The sequence below is a fragment of the Vibrio sp. V04_P4A5T148 genome (genome assembly GCF_963875605.1).
GTDB classification, from domain to species: Bacteria; Pseudomonadota; Gammaproteobacteria; order Enterobacterales; family Vibrionaceae; genus Vibrio; species Vibrio anguillarum.
Map to the genome: position 1 here is coordinate 1 of NZ_CAWNMS010000028.1, position 19946 is coordinate 19946.

At 45.6% G+C, this 19946-nt stretch carries 23 protein-coding genes; 11 read left to right on the forward strand and 12 right to left on the reverse strand.

What is annotated here, in order from left to right; genetic code table 11:
- Positions 1 to 170 precede the first annotated feature (170 nt).
- From AACT18_RS05245 to AACT18_RS05265, 5 genes are all read left to right on the forward strand, one after another.
- Entirely contained in the window at positions 171 to 425 is a 255-nt protein-coding gene (locus tag AACT18_RS05245) for a hypothetical protein (protein WP_013856662.1), read from the forward strand.
- A gap of 144 nt (positions 426 to 569) precedes the next feature.
- Positions 570 to 2006, forward strand: coding sequence for a TolC family protein (locus AACT18_RS05250; protein WP_094124618.1), 1437 nt, complete (start codon positions 570 to 572; stop codon positions 2004 to 2006).
- Positions 2003 to 2977 carry an HlyD family secretion protein gene (locus AACT18_RS05255; protein ID WP_017042989.1) on the forward strand — a complete coding sequence of 325 codons (975 nt, stop codon included), beginning with the start codon at positions 2003 to 2005 and terminating at the stop codon, positions 2975 to 2977. The genes AACT18_RS05250 and AACT18_RS05255 overlap by 4 nt, the downstream gene beginning before the upstream one ends.
- Before the next feature lie 5 nt (positions 2978 to 2982).
- A complete protein-coding gene (locus AACT18_RS05260; protein WP_094124617.1) occupies positions 2983 to 4131 on the forward strand; it encodes an ABC transporter permease in 1149 nt (382 codons plus the stop codon).
- Positions 4124 to 5260, forward strand: a complete 1137-nt coding sequence (locus tag AACT18_RS05265; protein WP_094124616.1) for an ABC transporter permease — start codon at positions 4124 to 4126, stop codon at positions 5258 to 5260. The genes AACT18_RS05260 and AACT18_RS05265 overlap by 8 nt, the downstream gene beginning before the upstream one ends.
- A gap of 4 nt (positions 5261 to 5264) precedes the next feature.
- On the opposite strand, the gene AACT18_RS05270 is transcribed toward AACT18_RS05265, so the two are convergent.
- A complete protein-coding gene (locus tag AACT18_RS05270; RefSeq protein ID WP_029189800.1) occupies positions 5265 to 5639 on the reverse strand; it encodes an ATP-binding protein in 375 nt (124 codons plus the stop codon).
- A 137-nt stretch (positions 5640 to 5776) separates the two neighbouring features.
- Between AACT18_RS05270 and metA the strand changes: the two genes are divergently transcribed.
- Positions 5777 to 6718 carry a homoserine O-acetyltransferase MetA gene (gene metA, locus AACT18_RS05275; protein WP_013856656.1) on the forward strand — a complete coding sequence of 314 codons (942 nt, stop codon included), beginning with the start codon at positions 5777 to 5779 and terminating at the stop codon, positions 6716 to 6718.
- A 145-nt stretch (positions 6719 to 6863) separates the two neighbouring features.
- A complete protein-coding gene (gene pilW / locus AACT18_RS05280; RefSeq protein WP_094123773.1) occupies positions 6864 to 7577 on the forward strand; it encodes a type IV pilus biogenesis/stability protein PilW in 714 nt (237 codons plus the stop codon).
- Positions 7578 to 7599: 22 nt separating this feature from the next.
- Here the strand turns inward: pilW and AACT18_RS05285 are convergent, their stop codons facing one another.
- The 3 genes from AACT18_RS05285 to AACT18_RS05295 all read right to left on the reverse strand — a co-directional run bounded on the left by AACT18_RS05285 (position 7600) and on the right by AACT18_RS05295 (position 9421).
- Complete coding sequence (locus AACT18_RS05285; RefSeq protein WP_017048653.1) at positions 7600 to 7821, reverse strand: hypothetical protein; 222 nt, start codon at positions 7819 to 7821, stop codon at positions 7600 to 7602.
- Between the two features lie 62 nt (positions 7822 to 7883).
- Positions 7884 to 8918: a 23S rRNA (adenine(1618)-N(6))-methyltransferase RlmF gene (gene rlmF / locus AACT18_RS05290; protein WP_094124615.1), complete on the reverse strand. Its 1035-nt coding sequence runs from the start codon at positions 8916 to 8918 to the stop codon at positions 7884 to 7886.
- Entirely contained in the window at positions 8918 to 9421 is a 504-nt protein-coding gene (locus AACT18_RS05295) for a M48 metallopeptidase family protein (RefSeq protein WP_010318598.1), read from the reverse strand. Before AACT18_RS05295 ends, rlmF begins: the two co-directional genes overlap by 1 nt.
- A gap of 165 nt (positions 9422 to 9586) precedes the next feature.
- On the opposite strand from AACT18_RS05295, the gene AACT18_RS05300 reads away from it, so the two are divergent.
- The gene (locus tag AACT18_RS05300; protein WP_010318599.1) at positions 9587 to 9814 is read left to right on the forward strand and encodes a glutaredoxin family protein; all 228 of its coding nucleotides are present in this window, start codon (positions 9587 to 9589) and stop codon (positions 9812 to 9814) included.
- Between the two features lie 23 nt (positions 9815 to 9837).
- Here the strand turns inward: AACT18_RS05300 and AACT18_RS05305 are convergent, their stop codons facing one another.
- Complete coding sequence (locus AACT18_RS05305; RefSeq protein WP_026027359.1) at positions 9838 to 10707, reverse strand: LysR family transcriptional regulator; 870 nt, start codon at positions 10705 to 10707, stop codon at positions 9838 to 9840.
- 154 nt (positions 10708 to 10861) lie between these two features.
- Between AACT18_RS05305 and AACT18_RS05310 the strand changes: the two genes are divergently transcribed.
- The 3 genes from AACT18_RS05310 (at position 10862) to AACT18_RS05320 (ending at position 13431) form a co-directional block, all read left to right on the forward strand.
- A complete protein-coding gene (locus AACT18_RS05310; protein WP_094124614.1) occupies positions 10862 to 12076 on the forward strand; it encodes an MFS transporter in 1215 nt (404 codons plus the stop codon).
- A gap of 69 nt (positions 12077 to 12145) precedes the next feature.
- Entirely contained in the window at positions 12146 to 12712 is a 567-nt protein-coding gene (locus AACT18_RS05315) for a DUF1415 domain-containing protein (protein WP_026027360.1), read from the forward strand.
- Between the two features lie 143 nt (positions 12713 to 12855).
- Positions 12856 to 13431 carry a nucleoside triphosphate pyrophosphohydrolase family protein gene (locus tag AACT18_RS05320; protein WP_010318603.1) on the forward strand — a complete coding sequence of 192 codons (576 nt, stop codon included), beginning with the start codon at positions 12856 to 12858 and terminating at the stop codon, positions 13429 to 13431.
- A 228-nt stretch (positions 13432 to 13659) separates the two neighbouring features.
- Here AACT18_RS05320 and btuD read toward each other — a convergent pair whose 3' ends face one another.
- The 7 genes from btuD to cobT all read right to left on the reverse strand — a co-directional run bounded on the left by btuD (position 13660) and on the right by cobT (position 19831).
- On the reverse strand, positions 13660 to 14415 hold the full coding sequence (gene btuD / locus AACT18_RS05325) for a vitamin B12 ABC transporter ATP-binding protein BtuD (protein WP_010318604.1): 756 nt from the start codon (positions 14413 to 14415) through the stop codon (positions 13660 to 13662).
- Positions 14402 to 15397, reverse strand: coding sequence for a vitamin B12 ABC transporter permease BtuC (gene btuC, locus AACT18_RS05330; protein WP_161439642.1), 996 nt, complete (start codon positions 15395 to 15397; stop codon positions 14402 to 14404). Before btuC ends, btuD begins: the two co-directional genes overlap by 14 nt.
- 155 nt (positions 15398 to 15552) lie before the next feature.
- Positions 15553 to 16581, reverse strand: a complete 1029-nt coding sequence (locus AACT18_RS05335; RefSeq protein ID WP_047691738.1) for a succinylglutamate desuccinylase — start codon at positions 16579 to 16581, stop codon at positions 15553 to 15555.
- Positions 16582 to 16804: 223 nt separating this feature from the next.
- Complete coding sequence (locus AACT18_RS05340; protein ID WP_094124612.1) at positions 16805 to 17407, reverse strand: histidine phosphatase family protein; 603 nt, start codon at positions 17405 to 17407, stop codon at positions 16805 to 16807.
- A complete protein-coding gene (gene cobU, locus AACT18_RS05345; RefSeq protein WP_088732563.1) occupies positions 17404 to 18003 on the reverse strand; it encodes a bifunctional adenosylcobinamide kinase/adenosylcobinamide-phosphate guanylyltransferase in 600 nt (199 codons plus the stop codon). Before cobU ends, AACT18_RS05340 begins: the two co-directional genes overlap by 4 nt.
- Complete coding sequence (locus AACT18_RS05350; protein ID WP_094124611.1) at positions 18003 to 18803, reverse strand: adenosylcobinamide-GDP ribazoletransferase; 801 nt, start codon at positions 18801 to 18803, stop codon at positions 18003 to 18005. Before AACT18_RS05350 ends, cobU begins: the two co-directional genes overlap by 1 nt.
- On the reverse strand, positions 18803 to 19831 hold the full coding sequence (cobT, locus tag AACT18_RS05355; RefSeq protein WP_094124610.1) for a nicotinate-nucleotide--dimethylbenzimidazole phosphoribosyltransferase: 1029 nt from the start codon (positions 19829 to 19831) through the stop codon (positions 18803 to 18805). The genes AACT18_RS05350 and cobT overlap by 1 nt, the downstream gene beginning before the upstream one ends.
- Between the last annotated feature and the right edge of the window lie 115 nt (positions 19832 to 19946).

Below are 19946 nucleotides of genomic sequence, written 5' to 3' on the forward strand. Positions count from 1 at the left end.
ATCTATATCACACCTATTTTAGAAAAATTTTATCTTATAATGCCAAAGCATTTGTATACTAATTGTGCAGTGAAGAAGATGATGAGGAAACCTCACAAAAAGATAGCCCTATAATAACCATACCAATTGCTATCGATTCCATTCATAACATTGTCAGAAGGACACTTACAATGAAACGCGATGCCTTTGGAATTTGCCTTTCCCGAGATATGCTGTTTAACCATTTACAGTCAACCTTTACTCATGTTCGGGCTTATGAAGAAATAGCGACTGAGTCAAATGATGACCTGAGAGTGCTGCTCGCTTTCCCGCAGATGTCGGGTAAGGACGTACTGACCACGATGCAAGGCAGTACAAACGTGAGAGGTAGCAAAAAATTGGTTTGGCGGGCCGATTATCTCTGCCCTTCTTACCATAAGTATTAAATTTAAATATTGAATTTTGGTGATATGCGCTTCATGCTAGCGCATATCACTTGCTGTTGTTTCGACATTTCAACTCATCACACTGTTGACTTCCGCAGCAAAAAACTAGAGCATTAACTCTAATTATTATTACTCGAGCTTAGCATGAAAGCGAAAACACTCAGCCTATTCGTCTTTACTCTGCTTGGTGCAGCCCCTTCTTTCGCCGCGCCGATTTCCTTTCAACAAGCATGGGATCTTTTGCAACAGAGCAATAATTCACTTGCCGCTGGGCGAGCAAATGTCGAACGTTATCAGCATATTGAAAATTCCACAGACAGTCTTAATTTGCCTGCTGTTTCTATTGGTGCAAACTACACGCGTTTAGACCAAGATGTTACTTTGTCAGGAAAGCAGATATTCGATAGCACTGGGCAATCTGTCCCATCATCTTTGGGGCCAGATTTAGGACCGATACTGGCCAGTGCTGGCTCCATCACATCAACCATCACCGAACGAGATATTTTCAGCTCTTCGATTCGCGCTATTTGGCCCATTTTTACGGGCGGACGGATCAGCGCCGCACAAGCTGCTGCGGAAGGTAAGAAAGAAGAAGCGCAAAGCCAGCTCGCAATGGAAACACAAGCGCGCTATGAAGACTTGAGCAAATATTACTTTAGTGTTCTTTTGGCAAAAGAGGTTTTAGTGACTCGCCAAGCCGTTGAGCAAGGGTTAACCAAGCACCGTGATAATGCACTAAAGTTAGAGCAACAAGGACAAATTGCCCATGTGGAACGGCTACAAGCTGAAGCCTCATTAGATAAAGCAACGGTTGAACGCAAAAAAGCACAAAAAACCTTAGATATTGCCCAAAGCGCACTAACCCAAATTCTAGGTCAAACAGAAAAAGTCGAGCCAAGTGGTTCACTGTTTGTCAATGACCGCTTACCGCCGCTCTCTGTTTTTGTGGAGCAAACGCTCAATACCTATCCGGGCTTGGCACTACTTGAAGCAAAAGAAAAGCAAGCAAGCAGCTTGATCAAAGCTGAACAAGGCAAATACTATCCAGAAGTCTACCTTTACGGTGATTACAGCCTACATGAAGACGATTCGCTGGCCAGCCAAATGAAACCGGATTGGTTAGTGGGTATTGGGGTCAACATTCCGTTAATTGAAACATCGGGTCGCAGCGATCAAGTCAAAGCAGCGCACAGCGCGGTCTCACAAGTACGTTACTTAAAGGCGCAAGCTAAGCAAGACTTGAGCGTGTTGGTGGAAAAAACCTATTTGGAAGCCGAACAAGCATTGGAAGAAGTGATGGGACTAAACTCAAGTCTCACACTGGCTAATGAAAACCTGAACCTACGCCAAAAGGCATTCAGTCAGGGTTTAGCAACGTCTTTAGATGTAGTGGATGCAGAGCTCTACCTTGCGAGTATAAAAACGCAACAGTCATTAGCCAGCTTCAACTACTTACTTTCTTTAAATAAGTTACTGGCATTGACCAGTGAAATGAATACTTTCCCTATCTACACACAATCAGCGATTTTGTTGCACTCATCAATGACTCACGAATCACCTGCTCAAAAGGATGCCTTATGAAAGCCGTAAAACCAACACTGATTGCTCTTGCTGCTGTGGTTGCGATCTCTTGGGTAGGCTATCGCTTTTACCAAGCATCTCAACCTAAACCTGTCCGCTTACAAGGTCAAATTGAATCTCAACAATACAGTATTTCCTCAAAAGTTCCCGGCCGTATTGATCAGGTACTGGTGCGCAAAGGCGATAGCGTTGAACGTGGCCAGCTCATTTTCACGCTGCACAGCCCTGAAATTGAAGCTAAATTAGATCAAGCGATTGCGGGTCAAAAAGCGGCGGGAGCACTGGCTAAAGAAGCAGAAACAGGCGCACGCGATCAGCAGATCCAAGCGGCAAAAGATCAATGGCTTAAAGCTAAAGCCGCAGCGGATTTAATGGAAAAAACCTATTTGCGTGTCAATAATCTTTACCGTGATGGTGTCGTCGCTGAACAAAAGCGTGATGAAGCGAATACCCAATGGCAGGCCGCTAAATATACTGAAAGCGCCGCTTTTCAGATGTATCAAATGACCAAAGAAGGCGCACGCTCTGAAACTAAACTCGCTGCCGCGGAAAAAGAACGTATGGCTGCTGGTGCCGTAGCGGAAGTTGAAGCTTATGCCGCGGACACTAAAATTGAGAGTTGGTTTGACGGTGAAGTGTCCCAAGTACTGCTACAAAGTGGCGAACTGGCTCCACAGGGCTTCCCTGTCGTGACTGTCGTGGATACCCAAGACTCATGGGCGGTGCTCAACGTACGCGAAGATCAACTCAAGCATTTTACGAAAGGCACAACATTTACGGCTTACTTACCTGCTTTAGAAGCCAAAGTAGAATTTATCGTTTCCCACATTGCAGTGATGGGTGATTTCGCCACATGGCGATCAACAGACGCCTCACAAGGGTTTGATTTACGTACCTTTGAAATCGAAGCTCGCCCTACCACACCTGTCGAAGGTTTGCGTATGGGAATGAGTTTAGTGGTTGAGCTATAAGCCTTATGTCGATTCAGGTTCGCCCTCAATGGCCTCTGCTGCGCCATGACCCTTGGCTATTGTCTAGCCTAAGCTGGATACCAATAGTATTGGCATTCAGTATTTGGTGGATTTTCTCACAAGGGATAGTGCGCGATCTGCCGATTGGCGTGGTCGATTTGTCTCACAGCCAATTGTCACGTCAATTGATAAGAGATTTCGATGCAACCTCGACTATGGCAGTCACGCACCAGTTCCAAGATGTCAATCAAGCCAAAACTGCGTTAATTGAAAGTGACATTTATGCGTACGTTGTCATTCCGTATCAATTTGATAAATCAATATTTCGTGGTGAGCAGCCACAAGTATCGACCTTCTTCAATAGCCAATACATTTTGGTTGGACGATTGATCAACTCTGCTATTGTTCAAGCACAAAGTACGTTCAATGCCCAAGTGGATGTCGTAAAAAACCTAGCGACTAGCCAACAAACCACATTGAGTGCGATGGGGCGAGCCGTACCAATCAGGACACAGATTACGCCCCTGTTTAATCTCAATACAAACTATGCGCAATTTTTAGTCTCGGCGGTTGTACCCGCTCTTTGGCAAATCGTTGTCGTGGTCAGTACCATTATGATTTTGGCTGCAAACCATCGTCACTTTGGTTTGCAAACGTGGCTTGGAGAAAAGCCATTACGAATTTTAACGCTAACATTGATGCGTTATCTGCCGATTTTTATGCTGCAAGGGATTGGTTTTTTAATCTGGTTTTATCAAGTATTAATGTGGCCAATGCACGGCAGTTTTGCTCTATTGATTATCGCACAACTTGCAATGACGCTCGCCTGTATGATCATGGGCGCACTCTTTTTCTTTCTAACACTCGATCCGGCCAGAGCGATGAGTTTTGCTGGCGCTTTTACCGCACCAAGTTTTGCGTTTATGGGCATTACGTTCCCAGTGACGGATATGAATACTCTAGCGCAGTGGTGGCGAAGCCTGCTACCAGTGAGTCACTACATTGAAGTGCAAGTAAGCCAAGTGAGTTATAACGCTGAGCTGTTGTCATCACTGAAGTATTTAGTGCCAATGCTGGGCTATGCATTGCCGCTGCTGCTCACTTTGATTCTTATCCGTAAACACAAGCAAGCCGAGCGAATCAACCATGACTGAAACTACGCGATTCATTGCTCTACTTAAAGCAGAGCTAAAAGCGCTATTCACTAACCCTGTAGTGCTGTTGACTGTCTTTGGTGGCGTGGTTTTTTACTCCTTTTTATACCCTTTGCCTTATACGCAGCAAACTCCACGCGAGCAGACACTCTCGATTGTCAATCTCGATAAAAGCCAAGCCAGTTACCAACTAGAACGCATGGTTGACGCAACACCACAAGTCAAAGTGATTCAACGAGACAGCACCATTGAAGATGCCAAGCAGGCGTTTCTTAACCGCAAAGTTAGCGGTATTTTAGTGATTCCTGAACATTTTTATAAAGACCTACTACTTGGAAAAAGTCCAACACTGGCCTACGCTGGCGATGCCTCTTACTTTCTAGTGTACGGCACCATCGTTGAGGGCTTATCGCAAGCTGGTGGAACCTTAGCCGCGAAAAGTAAAGTGTCACGTTTAGTGATGGAAGGAGAACCGCTTTCTCTGGCCGCTCAGCACTATTCCGCCACAAGCATCAACTTAAAACCGACCTTTAACCCACGCATGGGTTATGTTGATTACGTTGTCCCAGCGGTGTTTGTTTTGATCTTACAACAAACCATGATCATGGCGGCAGGATTAATGGGCGGAACACAAAAGCACGGAAATGGCTACTGGAGCCATACCACACCGCTACGATTAATATTGGTACGCAGCATTGTCCTTGTTGCTGTTTATTATCTACTCAGCATTTACTACTTTGGTGCCAGTTTTACCTCACATGGTGTCAACACCCTCGCCAGTGCGGGGCATTTATTGCTACTTCTACTGCCTTTCTTACTGGCCTCTTGCCTATGCGGCATTTGGCTTGGTTCAGTTACACCGCGGCGAGAATTGGTGACGTTAGTGGTATTAATCAGCTCAATGCCACTGATTTTTTCAGCTGGTTTTATTTGGCCGTTAGAAGCAATTCCACGACCTATCATTTGGATATCCAACCTCTTTCCAAGTACGCCTGCCATCCAGAGTTTTCTCAGTTTGAACCAAATGGGCGCATCATGGGATCAAATCAGCACTCAGTGGGGGATCTTGTGGGTGCAAGTGTTTGGTTGGGGAGCCCTTGCTTTTTACCAACTCCAGCGGAAGCGTTAATTAATCATTCCTGCCACTGCTGACGCATACGCTCAACAGTGGCATCATCGATGCCATGAACATTCTGGTATTGCGCACGGCAAACATTAATCACTAAGGTTGCATGGTAACGTTTAGCCAACTGCTGGTAAGCTCGCATCTCCCACTGTCGAACAAAAGTATTCGCCACAACAACGTCCTCACCTTGCGCTAAACAGCGCTCCACTTGCTGTTGACACCACCGATGAGCTTGCTCGATTTTATCTGGCTGATAACAATAGTTGCCTTTCTCATTGATAAAATACATATCCGCTTCAAAATGCTTTGCATGTAGCGTCCTTGCTAAGGTGCTTTTGCCTGAGCCGGGTAATCCCCTGATCAAAGTTAAGGTTAGCGCCATGTGTATCCAACAGGTAAGTAAACGGATATCCAATAGTAACCAATTTCACAGCAAGATTCATTTTGCTATCGACATCTGGTTTTGATTGAGTTAAGTTCGGCAGTATAGACGTCCAAAAATAGCTTAGGGAGAAAGCTGTGCCGATTAAGATCCCCGACCAACTGCCTGCCGGTGATGTACTGCGTCATGAGAACATTTTCGTGATGTCAGAAACACGTGCCGCCACACAGGGCATCCGTCCACTGAAAGTTTTGATTTTGAATTTAATGCCGAAGAAAATCGAAACCGAGACTCAATTTTTGCGCCTGTTATCCAATACTCCGCTGCAAGTGGATATTGAATTACTGAGAATTGATGAGCGCCCAAGTAAAAATACCCCCACTGAGCATTTGGAGAACTTTTACCGTCAATTTGAGATGGTAAAAAATCGCAACTTCGACGGGCTCATCATCACCGGAGCGCCTTTGGGGTTGGTCCAATTTGAAGATGTGATTTATTGGGAACACTTAAAAAGCGTGATGGAATGGGCTAAAAATCACGTCACTTCCACACTCTACGTTTGCTGGGCAGCGCAAGCGGGGCTAAAACTGCTCTACAATCTGCCCAAACGAACTCGCAAAGAAAAATTATCGGGCGTTTATCATCATGAAATCCACCATCCCTTTCATCCGATATTACGCGGCTTTGACGACACCTTTTTAGCGCCCCATTCTCGTTATGCTGATTTCTCACCAGAATACTTAGCCGAACATACGAATTTAGATATTCTCGCCACCTCTGATGTGGCGGGTGTGTACTTAGCCTCAACCAAAGACAAACGTAACGTGTTTGTCACAGGTCACCCTGAGTACGACGCACATACACTGCATGGTGAATATATTCGAGACTTGGGTGAAGGGATGGAACCCGCAATCCCAGTCAACTACTACCCCAATGATAATCCAGATAATAAACCAGTCGCCAGTTGGCGAAGCCACGGTCACTTGCTGTTTGCAAACTGGTTAAACTACTGTGTTTACCAACAAACACCTTACGACCTTGAACACTTTAGCGAAGATAAATTTACCAAAGACGATTAGTGTTTCATGCCTGATCATCTCAGTAATGAGGTGTTCAGGTTTTCATCAAACATAGTGCATACTGACTCGCATTCTTCTCTGCTCTTTCCCCCTCGATCTTCTGATTTCCTTATCATGCGTCTAGGCGATTTAGGAGCTGCAGATAATGAAAAAAGTACTGATGATATTGATAATGTTCACGTTATCGGCCTGTGTCACCGTGAACGAAAAGGGTGAGCCTGAAGTAAAAGCGGATCCAGTTGAAATGGCTGAATCTCGCATTGCGCTCGGCCTAGGCTATTTAGAAAATGGCAACATGAGCAAAGCACGTGAGAACCTAGAAAAAGCCACACAACATGCGCCAACTTACTATCGATCGCAACTTGCGATGGCTCACTACTACGAAACTGTCGGTGAAACAGAGGCCGCACGTAAAACCTATCAAACCGCGCTTCGCGCCCATCCCAAAAATGGCAATATTCTCAATAACTACGGCACATTTTTGTGCAAGCAGGGCGAATATCAAAAAGCCGATGAATATTTTAACCGCGCCATTGCTCAACCCTATTATTACCTTGTCCCAGCAAGCTATGAGAACGCAGCCTTTTGCGCGTTAAAATCTGGCGATAAAGAACAAGCGCGCTACTATTTTGCAAAAACATTAGACCATGACCCTAATCGAGCTCGTTCATTGCTGCAATTAGCTAAATTGGAAATTGACGCTCAACAATACACGCAAGCTCGCATCCGCTTGATGCAATTTAATCAGCGCTACGGTAACCAAAAAACATCGCTTCAATTATTGGTAGAGTTAGAGAAAAAGGCAGGAAATAAAGCGTTAGAGAAAAAATATCAAGCGGCGCTCGATACCTTTTCCTAACATCGTATTACTAGGGCAAGGGTTATTTGATATTGGTAGGTCTACCGTCTTTGCCACCATTACGGTCACGATAGTGGATACGGCGAAGACGTCTGACTTTCTGAGCGCGCTGAATTTTTTGATATTCGCGATAGATAATACGAATAAAAAACCCAAGCCCAATCATCGCAAGCAAGGCAAACAGATAAGCGAAGGGCTGGCAGATCCATCCGGGTTGGCAAGGTAAATAAAGGTCAAAGTCCATACCTTACTCCTTCTATTGCTATCTCAACTCACTGACCAATATAGTCAATCAACGCAGTCAGCCTAGCACTTTGCCGCTAACCATTGTTTGCGTTGACTGTCATTTTGGAAACTCCATGCGATGAATCGACTCACTTTTTGCCCTTGTTGCATTTCAACAACCTTCACCACTGCAGCACCCACTTTATCTAACTGTTTTTGCATCCAACGTACATTCTCTTTTTTAGAGATCAATGTGGTGAACCACAGCACTTGCTGAGCGTAGTGTTGACTTTCAAAGGCCATGTTTTTAATAAAAGCAGCTTCACCACCGGGGCACAATAACTCAGCTTTTTGTCCACCAAAGTTGAGCGTGACCGCCTTACTTCTGTTAGCGTCTTGCCCCGCAATTTCTTGACCTTTTTTGACTCGATTACGCTGTAAATTTTTCAACTTACGTTCGCTGCCTTGCTGCGCCTCTACTTGTGACGCGTGGAAAGGCGGGTTGCACGTTGTGAGATCGTAACGCTCATTTTGTTGAATAATCTGCTTAAAAATGTGTTTTGCATCACTCTGCAAACGGCATTCAATACGCCCATTGAGTGAAGCGTTGCTATTAACCACCAGATTGGCGGATTTAATAGAGATAGGATCAATATCGCTACCAACATAGCGCCAGCCGTACTCTGCCACACCCACGATCGGATAAATACAGTTCGCTCCGACCCCAATATCAAGTGCTTGAACCTTTTCATGCTTGATTGCTGAGCACTCATCTAGCAGCAGATCGGCCACGCGATGAATATAATCAGCTCGACCGGGGATCGGCGGGCACAAATACCCAGCGGGAATATCCCAATGTGTCACATGATAATGATGTGCCAATAACGCTTTGTTGAGCATTTTCACCGCCATCGCATCGGAGAAATTGATGCTCGGTTCACCACTCGGGTTGCGAATAACAAAGGGATTCAAAGCAGGCAGTGTATTAATCAGCGCGGGGAAATCGTATTGTCCTTGATGCTGATTACGAGGATGTAACCCCTGCTTTGCTTTTAACGCAGGTTTTTTATGGCTCGCTTCTGGTTGGCTTTTCTGCGGCTTCGCTTTGGCTGACATTACTGCTCCTCTTTTAAATCGAGATACATCATAAACAATCGTGCATCAAACTCGAGCTGATGATAATTCGGTTCCATATGGCAACACAGTTGATAGAAAGCCTTGTTGTGTTCTTTCTCTTTGATGTGAGCCAGCTCATGTACCACTAGCATGCGCAGCAGCGGCTCCGGTGCTTCTTTAAACATGCTCGCTATGCGGATCTCATTTTTAGATTTGATTTTCCCACCATGCACTTTGGCAACATAACTGTGCAACCCTAGTGCGTTATTGATAATGTGGATTTTATTGTCGTACACCACTTTACTGATCGGCGCCGTTTTCTTCATGTATTGATTTTTGAGATCAATCGCGTAGTTAAACAACGCTTTTTCACTTTGAATCGAATGGCGCTGTGGGTAGCGTTGCTCAAACCAACTAACGAATTTACCGGCCGTGATCAACTGTTCAACTTGTGACACGAGATGAGGCGGATAGTTTTGTATGTAACGAAAAGATGGATGCATAGCCCAGCAACTGACTCATAAAAAAGGCGCTAAGTGTAACTGAATCAAGCCTGCGTTTCATCTTTCCAATCACAAGGAGCAAGGCTTCGTATCCGAGAGAGTTGAAACTCAGCGCCTCGGTGGGTAAACTTGCCGCCCTTTATGTTCGGTTAATGAGTGAATTGGATGAAACGTATTGTGCTCTACGTCAAAGATAAATGCCCGCACTGTAAAGATGCTCAGCGCTATCTTGACGCCAAACAGATCCCCTACCGCTTATGTAACGCAAAAATGCAACGCGGCCGGAAGGAACTGGATGCGATCGGCGCGCGCAGTGTACCGGCTTTAAAAATTGGTGATCGAATTATGATTGGCTGGAACCCAAACAACTTTGAAAAAATCTATCAAAGTTAATCGAACGATACACATCGCCCCTTTCACACGTACTGTTTCACAAATTCAATAAAAGTACGGTCGGCATTAGACAAATAGCCCTCTTTGCGCCATGCGAGGGCTAAATCTAACCAGACTGGCGGTTCAAAAGGGATCGCTCGTACATCCGGTTCATGCTCCGTTACAAGCTCTAATAACGCAGTCACTGCGTACTCATGTTTGACAATACTTAAAATCATTGGCAACAGATTGGTTTCAAAAGAGAAATGTGCGCTGAGCTTATGCTCTTTACACACTTTATCAATGAAGTCGCGGTGGAAATAACCGGGCTTAAACATTACCAATTCATGCTCAAAAAAGGTCTTAAAATCTATCGATTCTCGTTGTGCTAACTCATGTTCTTTCCCCACTACCGCCACCATTTGCGATGATAAGAGGGGATCAACCTCTAAATCTGGAGGAAGATCATGATTGAGGATCACGCCAATATCTAGCTCACCACTGAGCAACATTTTTCTAATCGACTGAGTTCCCGCTTCTATCACCGTCATTTTTAGCAAGGGAAAGTGACTTTTAAAAGCCATTACAATTTCTGGAAAGAAATAGGATCCCATCATGCTCGGCGCGCCGAGCCTCACTTCGCCTTTGACGAGCCCTTTAAGCTCATCCATCGCCAATTGTGCATCTTCAAGTTGCTGCAAAATACGAGTGGCGTGTTCATATAACACTTGCCCTTCATGGGTCAGCGTCACTTTTCGCTCATCTCTTTTTAGCAAAACAACCCCTAATTGCTGCTCAAATTTTTTAATCGAAATACTAAGCGCTGGCTGCGCAATGTGCAGTTGCTGGGCTGCTAAAGTAAAGCTGCCGCACTGAACCACAGCCGAAAAATGTTTTAGATGGCGAGTATCCATAGCTTTATGGTTCCACAGAATCAAACGAAGCGATATTCGTCCAACGAGGTTTGGATATATTTTATATATCACGACGATATTTTTAATATATTTTATTAATCACCAAGCCACTGCTACTGTGATCACAGATACATAACGTAAGTGAAGCGTAATCATGATCGAAATTGGCAGTAAAGAATACCGAAAAGTCACTTGGGGACTTGCGCTCGGCTCGTTCTTAGTCTTTTGTAATCTCTATCTTTTTCAGCCAATGTTGCCCTACCTTGCTACGCATTTTGCGGTTTCAGAAACCCAAATTAACTGGTTATTTGCCGCATCAACCCTCGCACTCTCCGTCAGTTTAGTCCCTTGGGCAATCAGCTCTGAATCCTTTGGCCGCCGCAAAGTGATGTTATTAGGGCTATTCATGATGCCATTAATCGGCAGCTTAATGTTGATCAGCCAACAGCTATGGGTGCTGGTTTTAACACGTGCACTGATGGGCGTCGCATTGGCCGCCTTTGCTTCGGTTGCCGTGGCTTACATGGCTGAGGAGCTTTCGCCTCAAGCATTTAGCCAAGCGATTGGCGGTTATATTGCTGCGAATTCATTAGGTGGTATTAGCGGCCGAATTTTAGGCGGTATATTGACCGATGCCTTTGGCTGGCAACAAGCCGTGATTGTGATTGCCATACTCACTTTCGTATGCGCCATCATTGTGCTGTGGTTACTGCCCATTCAACGCAATTTCACGCCGCAACGAGGCTTGTTCTTTCACCACAACCGTGCGCTAGTAAAACATCTTTCTAACCGCACACTGTGGCTAGCGATGCTGATTGGTGGCACTAACTTCGCGCTGTTTGTTAATCTCTACTCAGTGATGGGCTTTCGGCTTGTCGCCGAACCCTACTCGCTACCGATTGGCTTAGCATCATTGATCTTCCTATGTTATTTGGCGGGAACACTCAGCTCGAAACTGACCGCTAACTGGACAAAACGCTACAATGCCATTTCGGGCATGATGTTGGGAGCCTTGCTCAGTTTATCGGGGATGTGGCTAGCCTTGGTTGAATCAATCCCGTTTATGCTGATCGGTTTAATGTTGATCAGTTTCGGCGCGTTTTTTACTCATACGCTCGCCTATTCATGGGTGAGCCAAAAGGCCAGCAGCGCAAAAGCAACCGCGACCGCTCTGTATTTGGTTCATTACTATGTGGGTGGCAGCCTCGGCGGGTTTTTCCTACTCTATTGCTGGCAAAATGGCGGTTGGGCGGTGGTGGTTTCGGGTGGAATGGTGTTGTATGTGACGATGTTTTTTCTCTGTTGGAAATTGCACCATGATGACCGCGCCCTTGCGCACCGCAAACCGCTGCATGAATTGATCAAGTAGTGTTATCCACTCACTTTATCAAAAGACTCATGTTATGCTTGCGCCAAATTGACTGTTTTAATAAGCACTATGAGCGTAACGATAAATAAAACCGCCATCACAACTGAAGTCGAACAGTGGCTTAACGATGTGGTGATTGGCTTAAATCTCTGCCCTTTCGCCGCAAAACCACAACGTAACCAGCAGATCAAAATTTTCGTCAGTGAAGCCGATACTGAAGAACAGTTGCTGCAAGACATTTTGCAACAATTGCTAGAGTTAGAAGGCAGCTCGGCACAGTCTCTTGAGACTACCTTAGTGGTAGTGCCAAACATGCTCGAAGATTTTTTTGAGTACAACTTTTTTATCGATTGGGTCGAAGCATTAATTACGCAACAAGATTGGCAAGGCATCTTCCAAGTCGCTACCTTTCACCCTCACTACTGTTTTGGCGGCACACGCCCCGAAGATGACGAAAACCTAACTAACCGTTCGCCGTACCCGATTTTCCATCTTATTCGCGAAGAGAGCATGGAAAAAGTACTCAAACACTACCCTAACCCAGAAGCGATTCCCGATACCAATATCGCTCGTGTTAGTGCTCTAAGTGACCAAGAACGCCGCCAACTGTTTCCTTATTTGTTTCTCAATAAGTAACCCTGTTCTTTAACCAAACTGATGGCATGGGTCGCAGCTTTGCCATCAGTTTGTTACTATCCATTTTCTTACTATCAGTTTATTACTATCAATTTGTTACTACGCGTCACAATCCCTGTTAACCAAACCAATGGACCGAGATAATGCATTTATCCAAGCTTACTCAAGAGATTTACGATCATCTTTACCGCGATATTACCGAGTTTCGTAGCACCTTTGATCTCCCCGTTGCTGATGCCAGCAGCTTAAACGATAAAGCTGACACGTTGCATACTTCGCTCGCGATTGAAGAGTTGACTGAACTTGCTGAAGCTGACAATAAAACAGAACAAGCGGATGCGATCATCGATACTGTGTATGTTTTGATGGGTCGTTTAGTCCACCTTGGACATAGCCAAGTGAGTGACAACTTAGCGATCAGCTATTTGATTGATCTTCTGCTCAATGTTGCCGTAAATCGTGGCATCGAATTTATTCCATGCTGGGATGAAGTACACAGCTCGAACATGAGTAAAGTATGTCGCAATGAAAAAGAGTATGCCGATACCCAAGCCTACTATGCTGAGCAAGGTATTGAGCTGATGGCCGTACAAAAAGGCGACTACATTATTGCTAAATGCGCACAAGATTTTGTCTCTGAAGGCAAAACGATTCGCCAAGGTAAAGTGCTCAAATCAGTCTATTACCGTCCTGCTGACCTTGCTTCATTGACGCAATAACCTTGCAAAGACTCAGATAAAAAAAACCACCTTGTGGGAGCAAGGTGGTTAAGAGACTTATAAAAAGCCTAACAAGAACGAGAATGTATCGATTCTATTAATGCGATTGGCGTGCCAACTTTTGCATAAAATCTAACCGTTTGTTTTTAATAGACTTATTATTTTTACCATTCTATCTTCAGCACATTGATGCGCTAAAAGTGTGCTTATTGCACGACAGTTGTGCTTTTAATCAAAGATAAGGTAAGGCTTTCCTTCAACAACAACCTGCTTCACCTGAGTCTGAAACGCTGCACTTAACGCTTGGCTCTCTAATACTTGTTCAACCGAGCCGGAACTTTGCAATACGCCATCTTGCAGTAACAGAGCGCGATCGGCATGGCGCAATGTTCGATTGAGATCGTGATTGGCCATCACTACCGCTATCCCTTGCTGTGCAACCTCTTCAATCAAACGATAAAGCAACCCTTCTTGAGCAATATCAAGAGGCGCCGCAGGTTCATCTAATATCAATAACTGCGCGTAAGGGTTTAAGGTTGGCCAAATTTGCAAGCAAATACCGGCCAAGCGGACACGTTGCCATTCGCCGCCTGACAGTTGGTGAATGGATCGATGCAATTTGTCTTGAATATTCAATCGTTGAGTGAGATGAACCACGGCTTGATTAACAACCTGAGAATGTAAATCGGCACAACTGGGGATCGCTAAAGCAAGATATTGATAAACATCGACATTAAAAACAGGCTTGTCGTTTTGCGACAAATAAGCTCGGTGCAGTGACAGCGCCTCTAACGATGCGCTTGAAAGCTGAAGATCACCAATGTAGACCTCACCTTGGCTCTCTGTCACGCCAGCTAACGCCGACAGTAAAGTGCTTTTTCCGCTGCCATTAGGCCCAATAACATGCAGCACCTCTCCCGCTTGGCAAGTAAAAGAGAGTGGCAATAAGCGTGATGAAACCTGCAGGCTATTAACGTGAATCATGGTTTTTCAACAACATCCAAATAAAAATCGGCGCACCAATGGTGGTAGTGACGACACCAAGTGGAAGCTCAGCAGCATTAAGCGCCGTTCTGGCAACGGTATCCGCGCAGACCAGTAAAAGTGCGCCGAACAGAGCCGACATAGGTAAAAGGTAGCGGTTTTCAGAACCAAACGCCAAGCGCAATAAATGCGGAACAACCAACCCAACAAAACTGATCACACCGCCCAATGCCACCGCAGCTCCTACCAGCAGCGACACGGCAAAAATCAATTTCCAACGTAGTCGATGCACATCCACACCTAACTGCTTTGCATGAGTTTCGCCCAACATCAGTTTGTCTAACGTTTTTCCTTGCAGAGCAAGCCAGATGATCACCGGAAGCGCAGCTAATGAAAGCGTATGTTGATACCAGCTTGCACCACCAATACTGCCCATCAACCAGTAAACCAGTTGCCTTAAACTGAGATCATTACTGAAATAAAACGCCCATGTCACCACAGCACCAGATAAAATACCCAGCGCCACACCGACCAACAGTAAGCGAGTTGTGCTTAAACGCATCGCTTTAGCCATGCTGACCAGTAAAAGAGTAAACACCATCGCACCGACTACGGCACAAAGCATGAAAATTTCAGGGGAGGCCAAGGCAGGGAAGAAAAACAGCACCACTACCATCGCCACACTGGCGCCACCAGAAATACCAAGCACGCCAGGCTCAGCCAAAACATTCCCTAATAACACTTGCAGCGCAGCGCCTGATACGGCTAGTGAAGCACCGATGATGACGGCAGAGAACAGACGAGGAGCACGAAGTTCAGTCACTAACTGCCATTCCAGTGGTGACCAAGTGTGAAATGGGCTGATAAAGAGTTCACCCACCATCAAATAAAACGCACTCATCGTAATCAACAATGCCAGCATAGCGTAGAGGGCGTAATGCCAGCGACGCTGTTTTTTTAAGAGTAACTGATTGAACGTCATGCGCTTATATGTAAGTAAGAGAAACAATAATGGCCTAACCTTACCGTTAAGCCATTTAAATAGAAAGTGATATACCAAAGCAATCGCCTGTTAACCTTGTCAACAGGCCAAAAGGTTAACAGGCCAAAAGATTAACAAGCCAAAAGTACCATCGGTTAATCGTATACCAATTGATCGTCTTCATAGCGTGTCGCCACTTTGCACACCATTAACGCGGCGCGCTGGCCTAATGCCACTTTTCGGTTAGGAAATACGATCGCTTCATCTTCATTTTTCGCCATGAGTGGCTTTTCACCATCATGACCAAATACCTCACCATGTTTAAACGCAGTAAAGTTTTCGACGTTATCATCAAACATGAAATCAAAATCGTCATGCAAACGGACGATGGTACGGCTGACACGATAAATAGTTGGCTTTCTTGGCAAGTGTTCAGGTGTCGCATTGGCTACCAAATCGCGCATGGCTAAGTCAAACGCGACTAATCGCTCTAGGTTGTTTTGACCAAGAGGTGCGACTTGCCCCAGCTCAAGCGTTAAAGCTTGCGCGGCAAAATTCTCTGCACTGTACCAACTGAAGGTACTCGAGGGTGAATTTGAAAGCAGCACCGCTTCGATATGCGCACTTTCAATCAATGCCATCAGCGCGCGGCTGCGGACAGGATGACGAGATTTGGGACTGACGGCAAACGAATAATGTTTGGAGTGACGAATCGCACAGTGCAAATCAAGATGCCACCGGTTTTGCTCAGCAGTGTGTTCGAAAAAGTCTTTCACTGTCTGTTTGAGATGCTGTGCAATCTCTCTTTCTAGGGAGGTATTACCCTTTTTATCATCAAATAAACGGTTCAAATTTTCTTGCACGAAACGGGTATGTTGATTCGTCGCCTGAGGATGAGCCACAATAAATAAGCAGCGGTGTTGGACCGCTTGAAAACCTGACTGAATATCATCCACCAGCTTATTTACTAATTCCATTGGCGCAGTTTCGTCACCATGAATACCGCAAGAAATAATGATGTGCTTACTCTCATCGTTGAGATGAGCGGGGATCACTTCGAGCACTCCACGCGAGAGCACTTTAAGCGTAATACCAGCTGCCGTTTTGATTTCGCCAGTGACCATTTCTTGGTCTAAATCCAAACTATCAAATAGGAAAGATTGGCGGAAAAGGGACTTCGTCATGCGTTACTCCTTTATTGCACAGCGGTATGTTAATGAATTGTAGAAGTAATTTATGTTGAGGCGATCCCACTTATCAAGATGGATAAGGGTAAACTTAACTCATCAACGATCGTCTCAATACCTTATACAAAAATACGCTTAACCAGAGGCCTGCGTTAATTGCCGGGAATTCTATCATTAAATCTGATAGTTACTCCATACTCTACTGCATGCTCACCCGGTGCTAAATTTGAATTCCGATGCTCTTCACACTCACATTCTCAGCGTTATCTTTTCCTATTTGGATATGAGTTAATGATTGATAGTCGATATTCAACACACTATACCAATGGCGGTTTTGCCAATCAGTGCCTAGAACATTGGCAAGTATCATTCTGATTGTTCCACCATGAGCGATGATTAAAGTGTCTTGCTTGATCTCTTTAATCTGAGCCTCCCAAGCACGAGTTACACGCTGATGAAAATCGGCCAAGTTTTCTGCATTCGGTAGTTTATGTTGGGCCGGATTGGTCCACAAAGTTTCCACTACTGGCCACATCGATTGCAGTTCATCAAAGGCCACGCCATCGACGTCACCAAAATCCATCTCTTGGAAATCAGGCTCAATTTGGTAATCCAATTTCGGCTGCTGTAAAACCAGTTGCTGCGCTAAATCACAGCAACGGCGTAGCGGCGAAGTAATGATGTTTGAGAAGGAGTAAGGGGATCTCAGCAAAGTGTGAGCGATCTGCTCTTGCCGATGCGCTTCAACGAGCACATCTGTTTTACCATTGAGCGCAGGCCGACCGACGGTTTTACCGTGGCGCATCAAATAGAGATTGATCATTGTGAGCCTTTTAAAGCGATGTCGTTTAGAGCAGTGTCTTTTAAAACGATGTCTTTTAAAACAATCGGTAAGCCCGCCGCAATAAAGCTCACTCGGGTTGCTAACTTGGCTAGCGCTTGGTTAAGCCAGCCCGCGTTATCGACAAATAAGCGCGAAACCTCCCCCATCGGGATCACGCCAAGGCCCACTTCGTTAGCGACGATAACCAAAGTGGCGGGCGTTTGCTCAACGGCAAAACAGAGTTGCTCGACTCGCTTTTTTATCTCCGCTTCGTGAGCTTGCTGGCCATGGTTATAGATAACGTTATTCAGCCACAGCGTTAAGCAGTCCACCAATACCACATCATGTGCCGAAAAAGTGGCAATTAACTCAGGCAGTTGTTCAGGGCATTCGTGCTCTTGCCATTCCGACGTTCTTTGCTGCTGATGGTGAGCAATCCTTGCCTGCATTTCATCATCAAACGCAATCGCGGTGGCAACATAGTTAAGCTGAGCCTGCGGCAGCCGCATTAACAGCGCTTGGTGTTCTTGCTTTGCGGCCTGTTCAGCGAAACAAGACTTACCGCTACGCGCACCACCCAAAATCAAATGCACCATTATTCAATCAGTCCCATGCTCAAATAACCCAACCCAGCGAATACAATAAGCAGCAGATAGATCAGCAGTTCCATAATCTGTTGTGCAGCGCCAAGGCAATCTCCAGTGAAGCCACCAATACGCGCCATCAACCAAGCTTTGAAGAAAATACGAAAAACTACAGCAACCAATACCAAACTTAAGCTTACCTGCCAACCAAACCATAACGCAGGCGCTAAGCCGCACAGCAGTAGAAAAATGAGCTCTGGAAGGGTTTGTTTATTGGCTAGCGGCTTACTTTTGCTGCTATCGAGATCGCTCACATACGGCATGTCGAAAATCAACGATGCCGCTATCGCACGGCTAAAACTGTAGCCTAGCACCCACACCATCAATACGTTGCCATAACCAAGTAGCGCCTCTAAAAAGAGAAACTTACACAGTAGCGCCATCACTAAACTGGCCGCACCATAAGTGCCAATGCGGCTATCTTTCATGATGCTCAAACGGCGCTCAGCCGTCATTCCTCCGCCAATGCCGTCCGCCATGTCAGTTAAGCCATCTTCATGAAACGCCCCTGTTAATAGCAAACTGGCCACCATCGTCAGTGCGATGCTTACCTCGTTTGGTAAAATCAGGATCAGCACACTGTAGATGGCACCGCAGATCGCGCCGAGTAATAGACCAACCAAGGAAAAATAGCGCCCAGATCGGTTCATTCGTTCACTGCAATAGGGCGTATTGTTAGGAATAGGAAGGCGCGAGAAAAAACTCAGCGCCAACCAGAATAGCTCTAATTGATAAGCGAAAGCGCGCAGCATTACACTATCACTCCTGCGTCGGCAAAACTGGCCATGGTGTTGTAGAACTCGGCGGCCGCTTTGACCAAAGGTACGGCTAATACAGCACCCGTTCCCTCACCCAATCTCAACCCTAAATTAAGCAGTGGTGTCGCGTTTAACAGTTCCAGTACGCGTTGATGGCCCGATTCATGGGACTGATGAGCAAAAATCATCAACTCGCGGCAATCTGGTTCAATAAGTGTGGCCACATACGCGGCTACCGTGACGATAAATCCATCCACCAGAATCGGCGTTTGCTGCTGGTAAGCGCCTAAAAATGCTCCGACCATTTGCACAATTTCAAAGCCGCCTACTTCCGCAAGGACCGTTTCTGGATCCAAACCACGGCAACGTGTTACGCCTTGCTTCACCAGCTCTACTTTTTTCTGATATTGCTGTGTTGAAATGCCAGTGCCGTAACCAACGCACTGTTCAACAGAATGTTTAGAAAGCGCCGCTAATATCGCAGAAGCGCTACTGGTATTGCCAATGCCCATTTCACCAAACATCACTATATTGGACCCCGCACGAATCACCTGCTGCACGGCCTGATTGCCTAGCAGTAGCCCTTGCTTCACTTGCTCTACAGACATCGCCGCTTGGCGAGCAAAGTTCTCCGTTCGGCTACCTAAGCGCTGCACAAGAAAGTGCGGATTGTCGCTTTCTACAGGGAGTAAAATCCCGCAATCTATTACTTTCATCTCGACTTGATTGCTGCGACAAAAACAGTTGATGGCCGCACCACCCGCCAGAAAGTTAAGCACCATTTGCTGAGTCACCGCGCTTGGCGCAATGCTAATGCCTTCATCTGCAATGCCGTGATCGCCAGCAAAGACCAATACTGTAGGCTTATGAATGGTGATCTGCTGAGTGGGCTGAGGCTGATTTTGACTTTGGATTAAGGCGAGCTGGTGTGCTAATGACTCAAGTTGGCCCAGCGCTCCTAACGGTTTGGTTTTTTGATCGATTCTTTGTTGTATCGCTTGGCTATGATCTTGTTTTAACATTGCTTCTGGGCTCTTCCATGAAAAGAGAAGAGTTTACTCGTATTCGCTAGTATCGGCTAGGTTTTGCCTATTTGAGCCTAAAAAAACACCCCCTGTTTTCTATAAAATCAGGAGG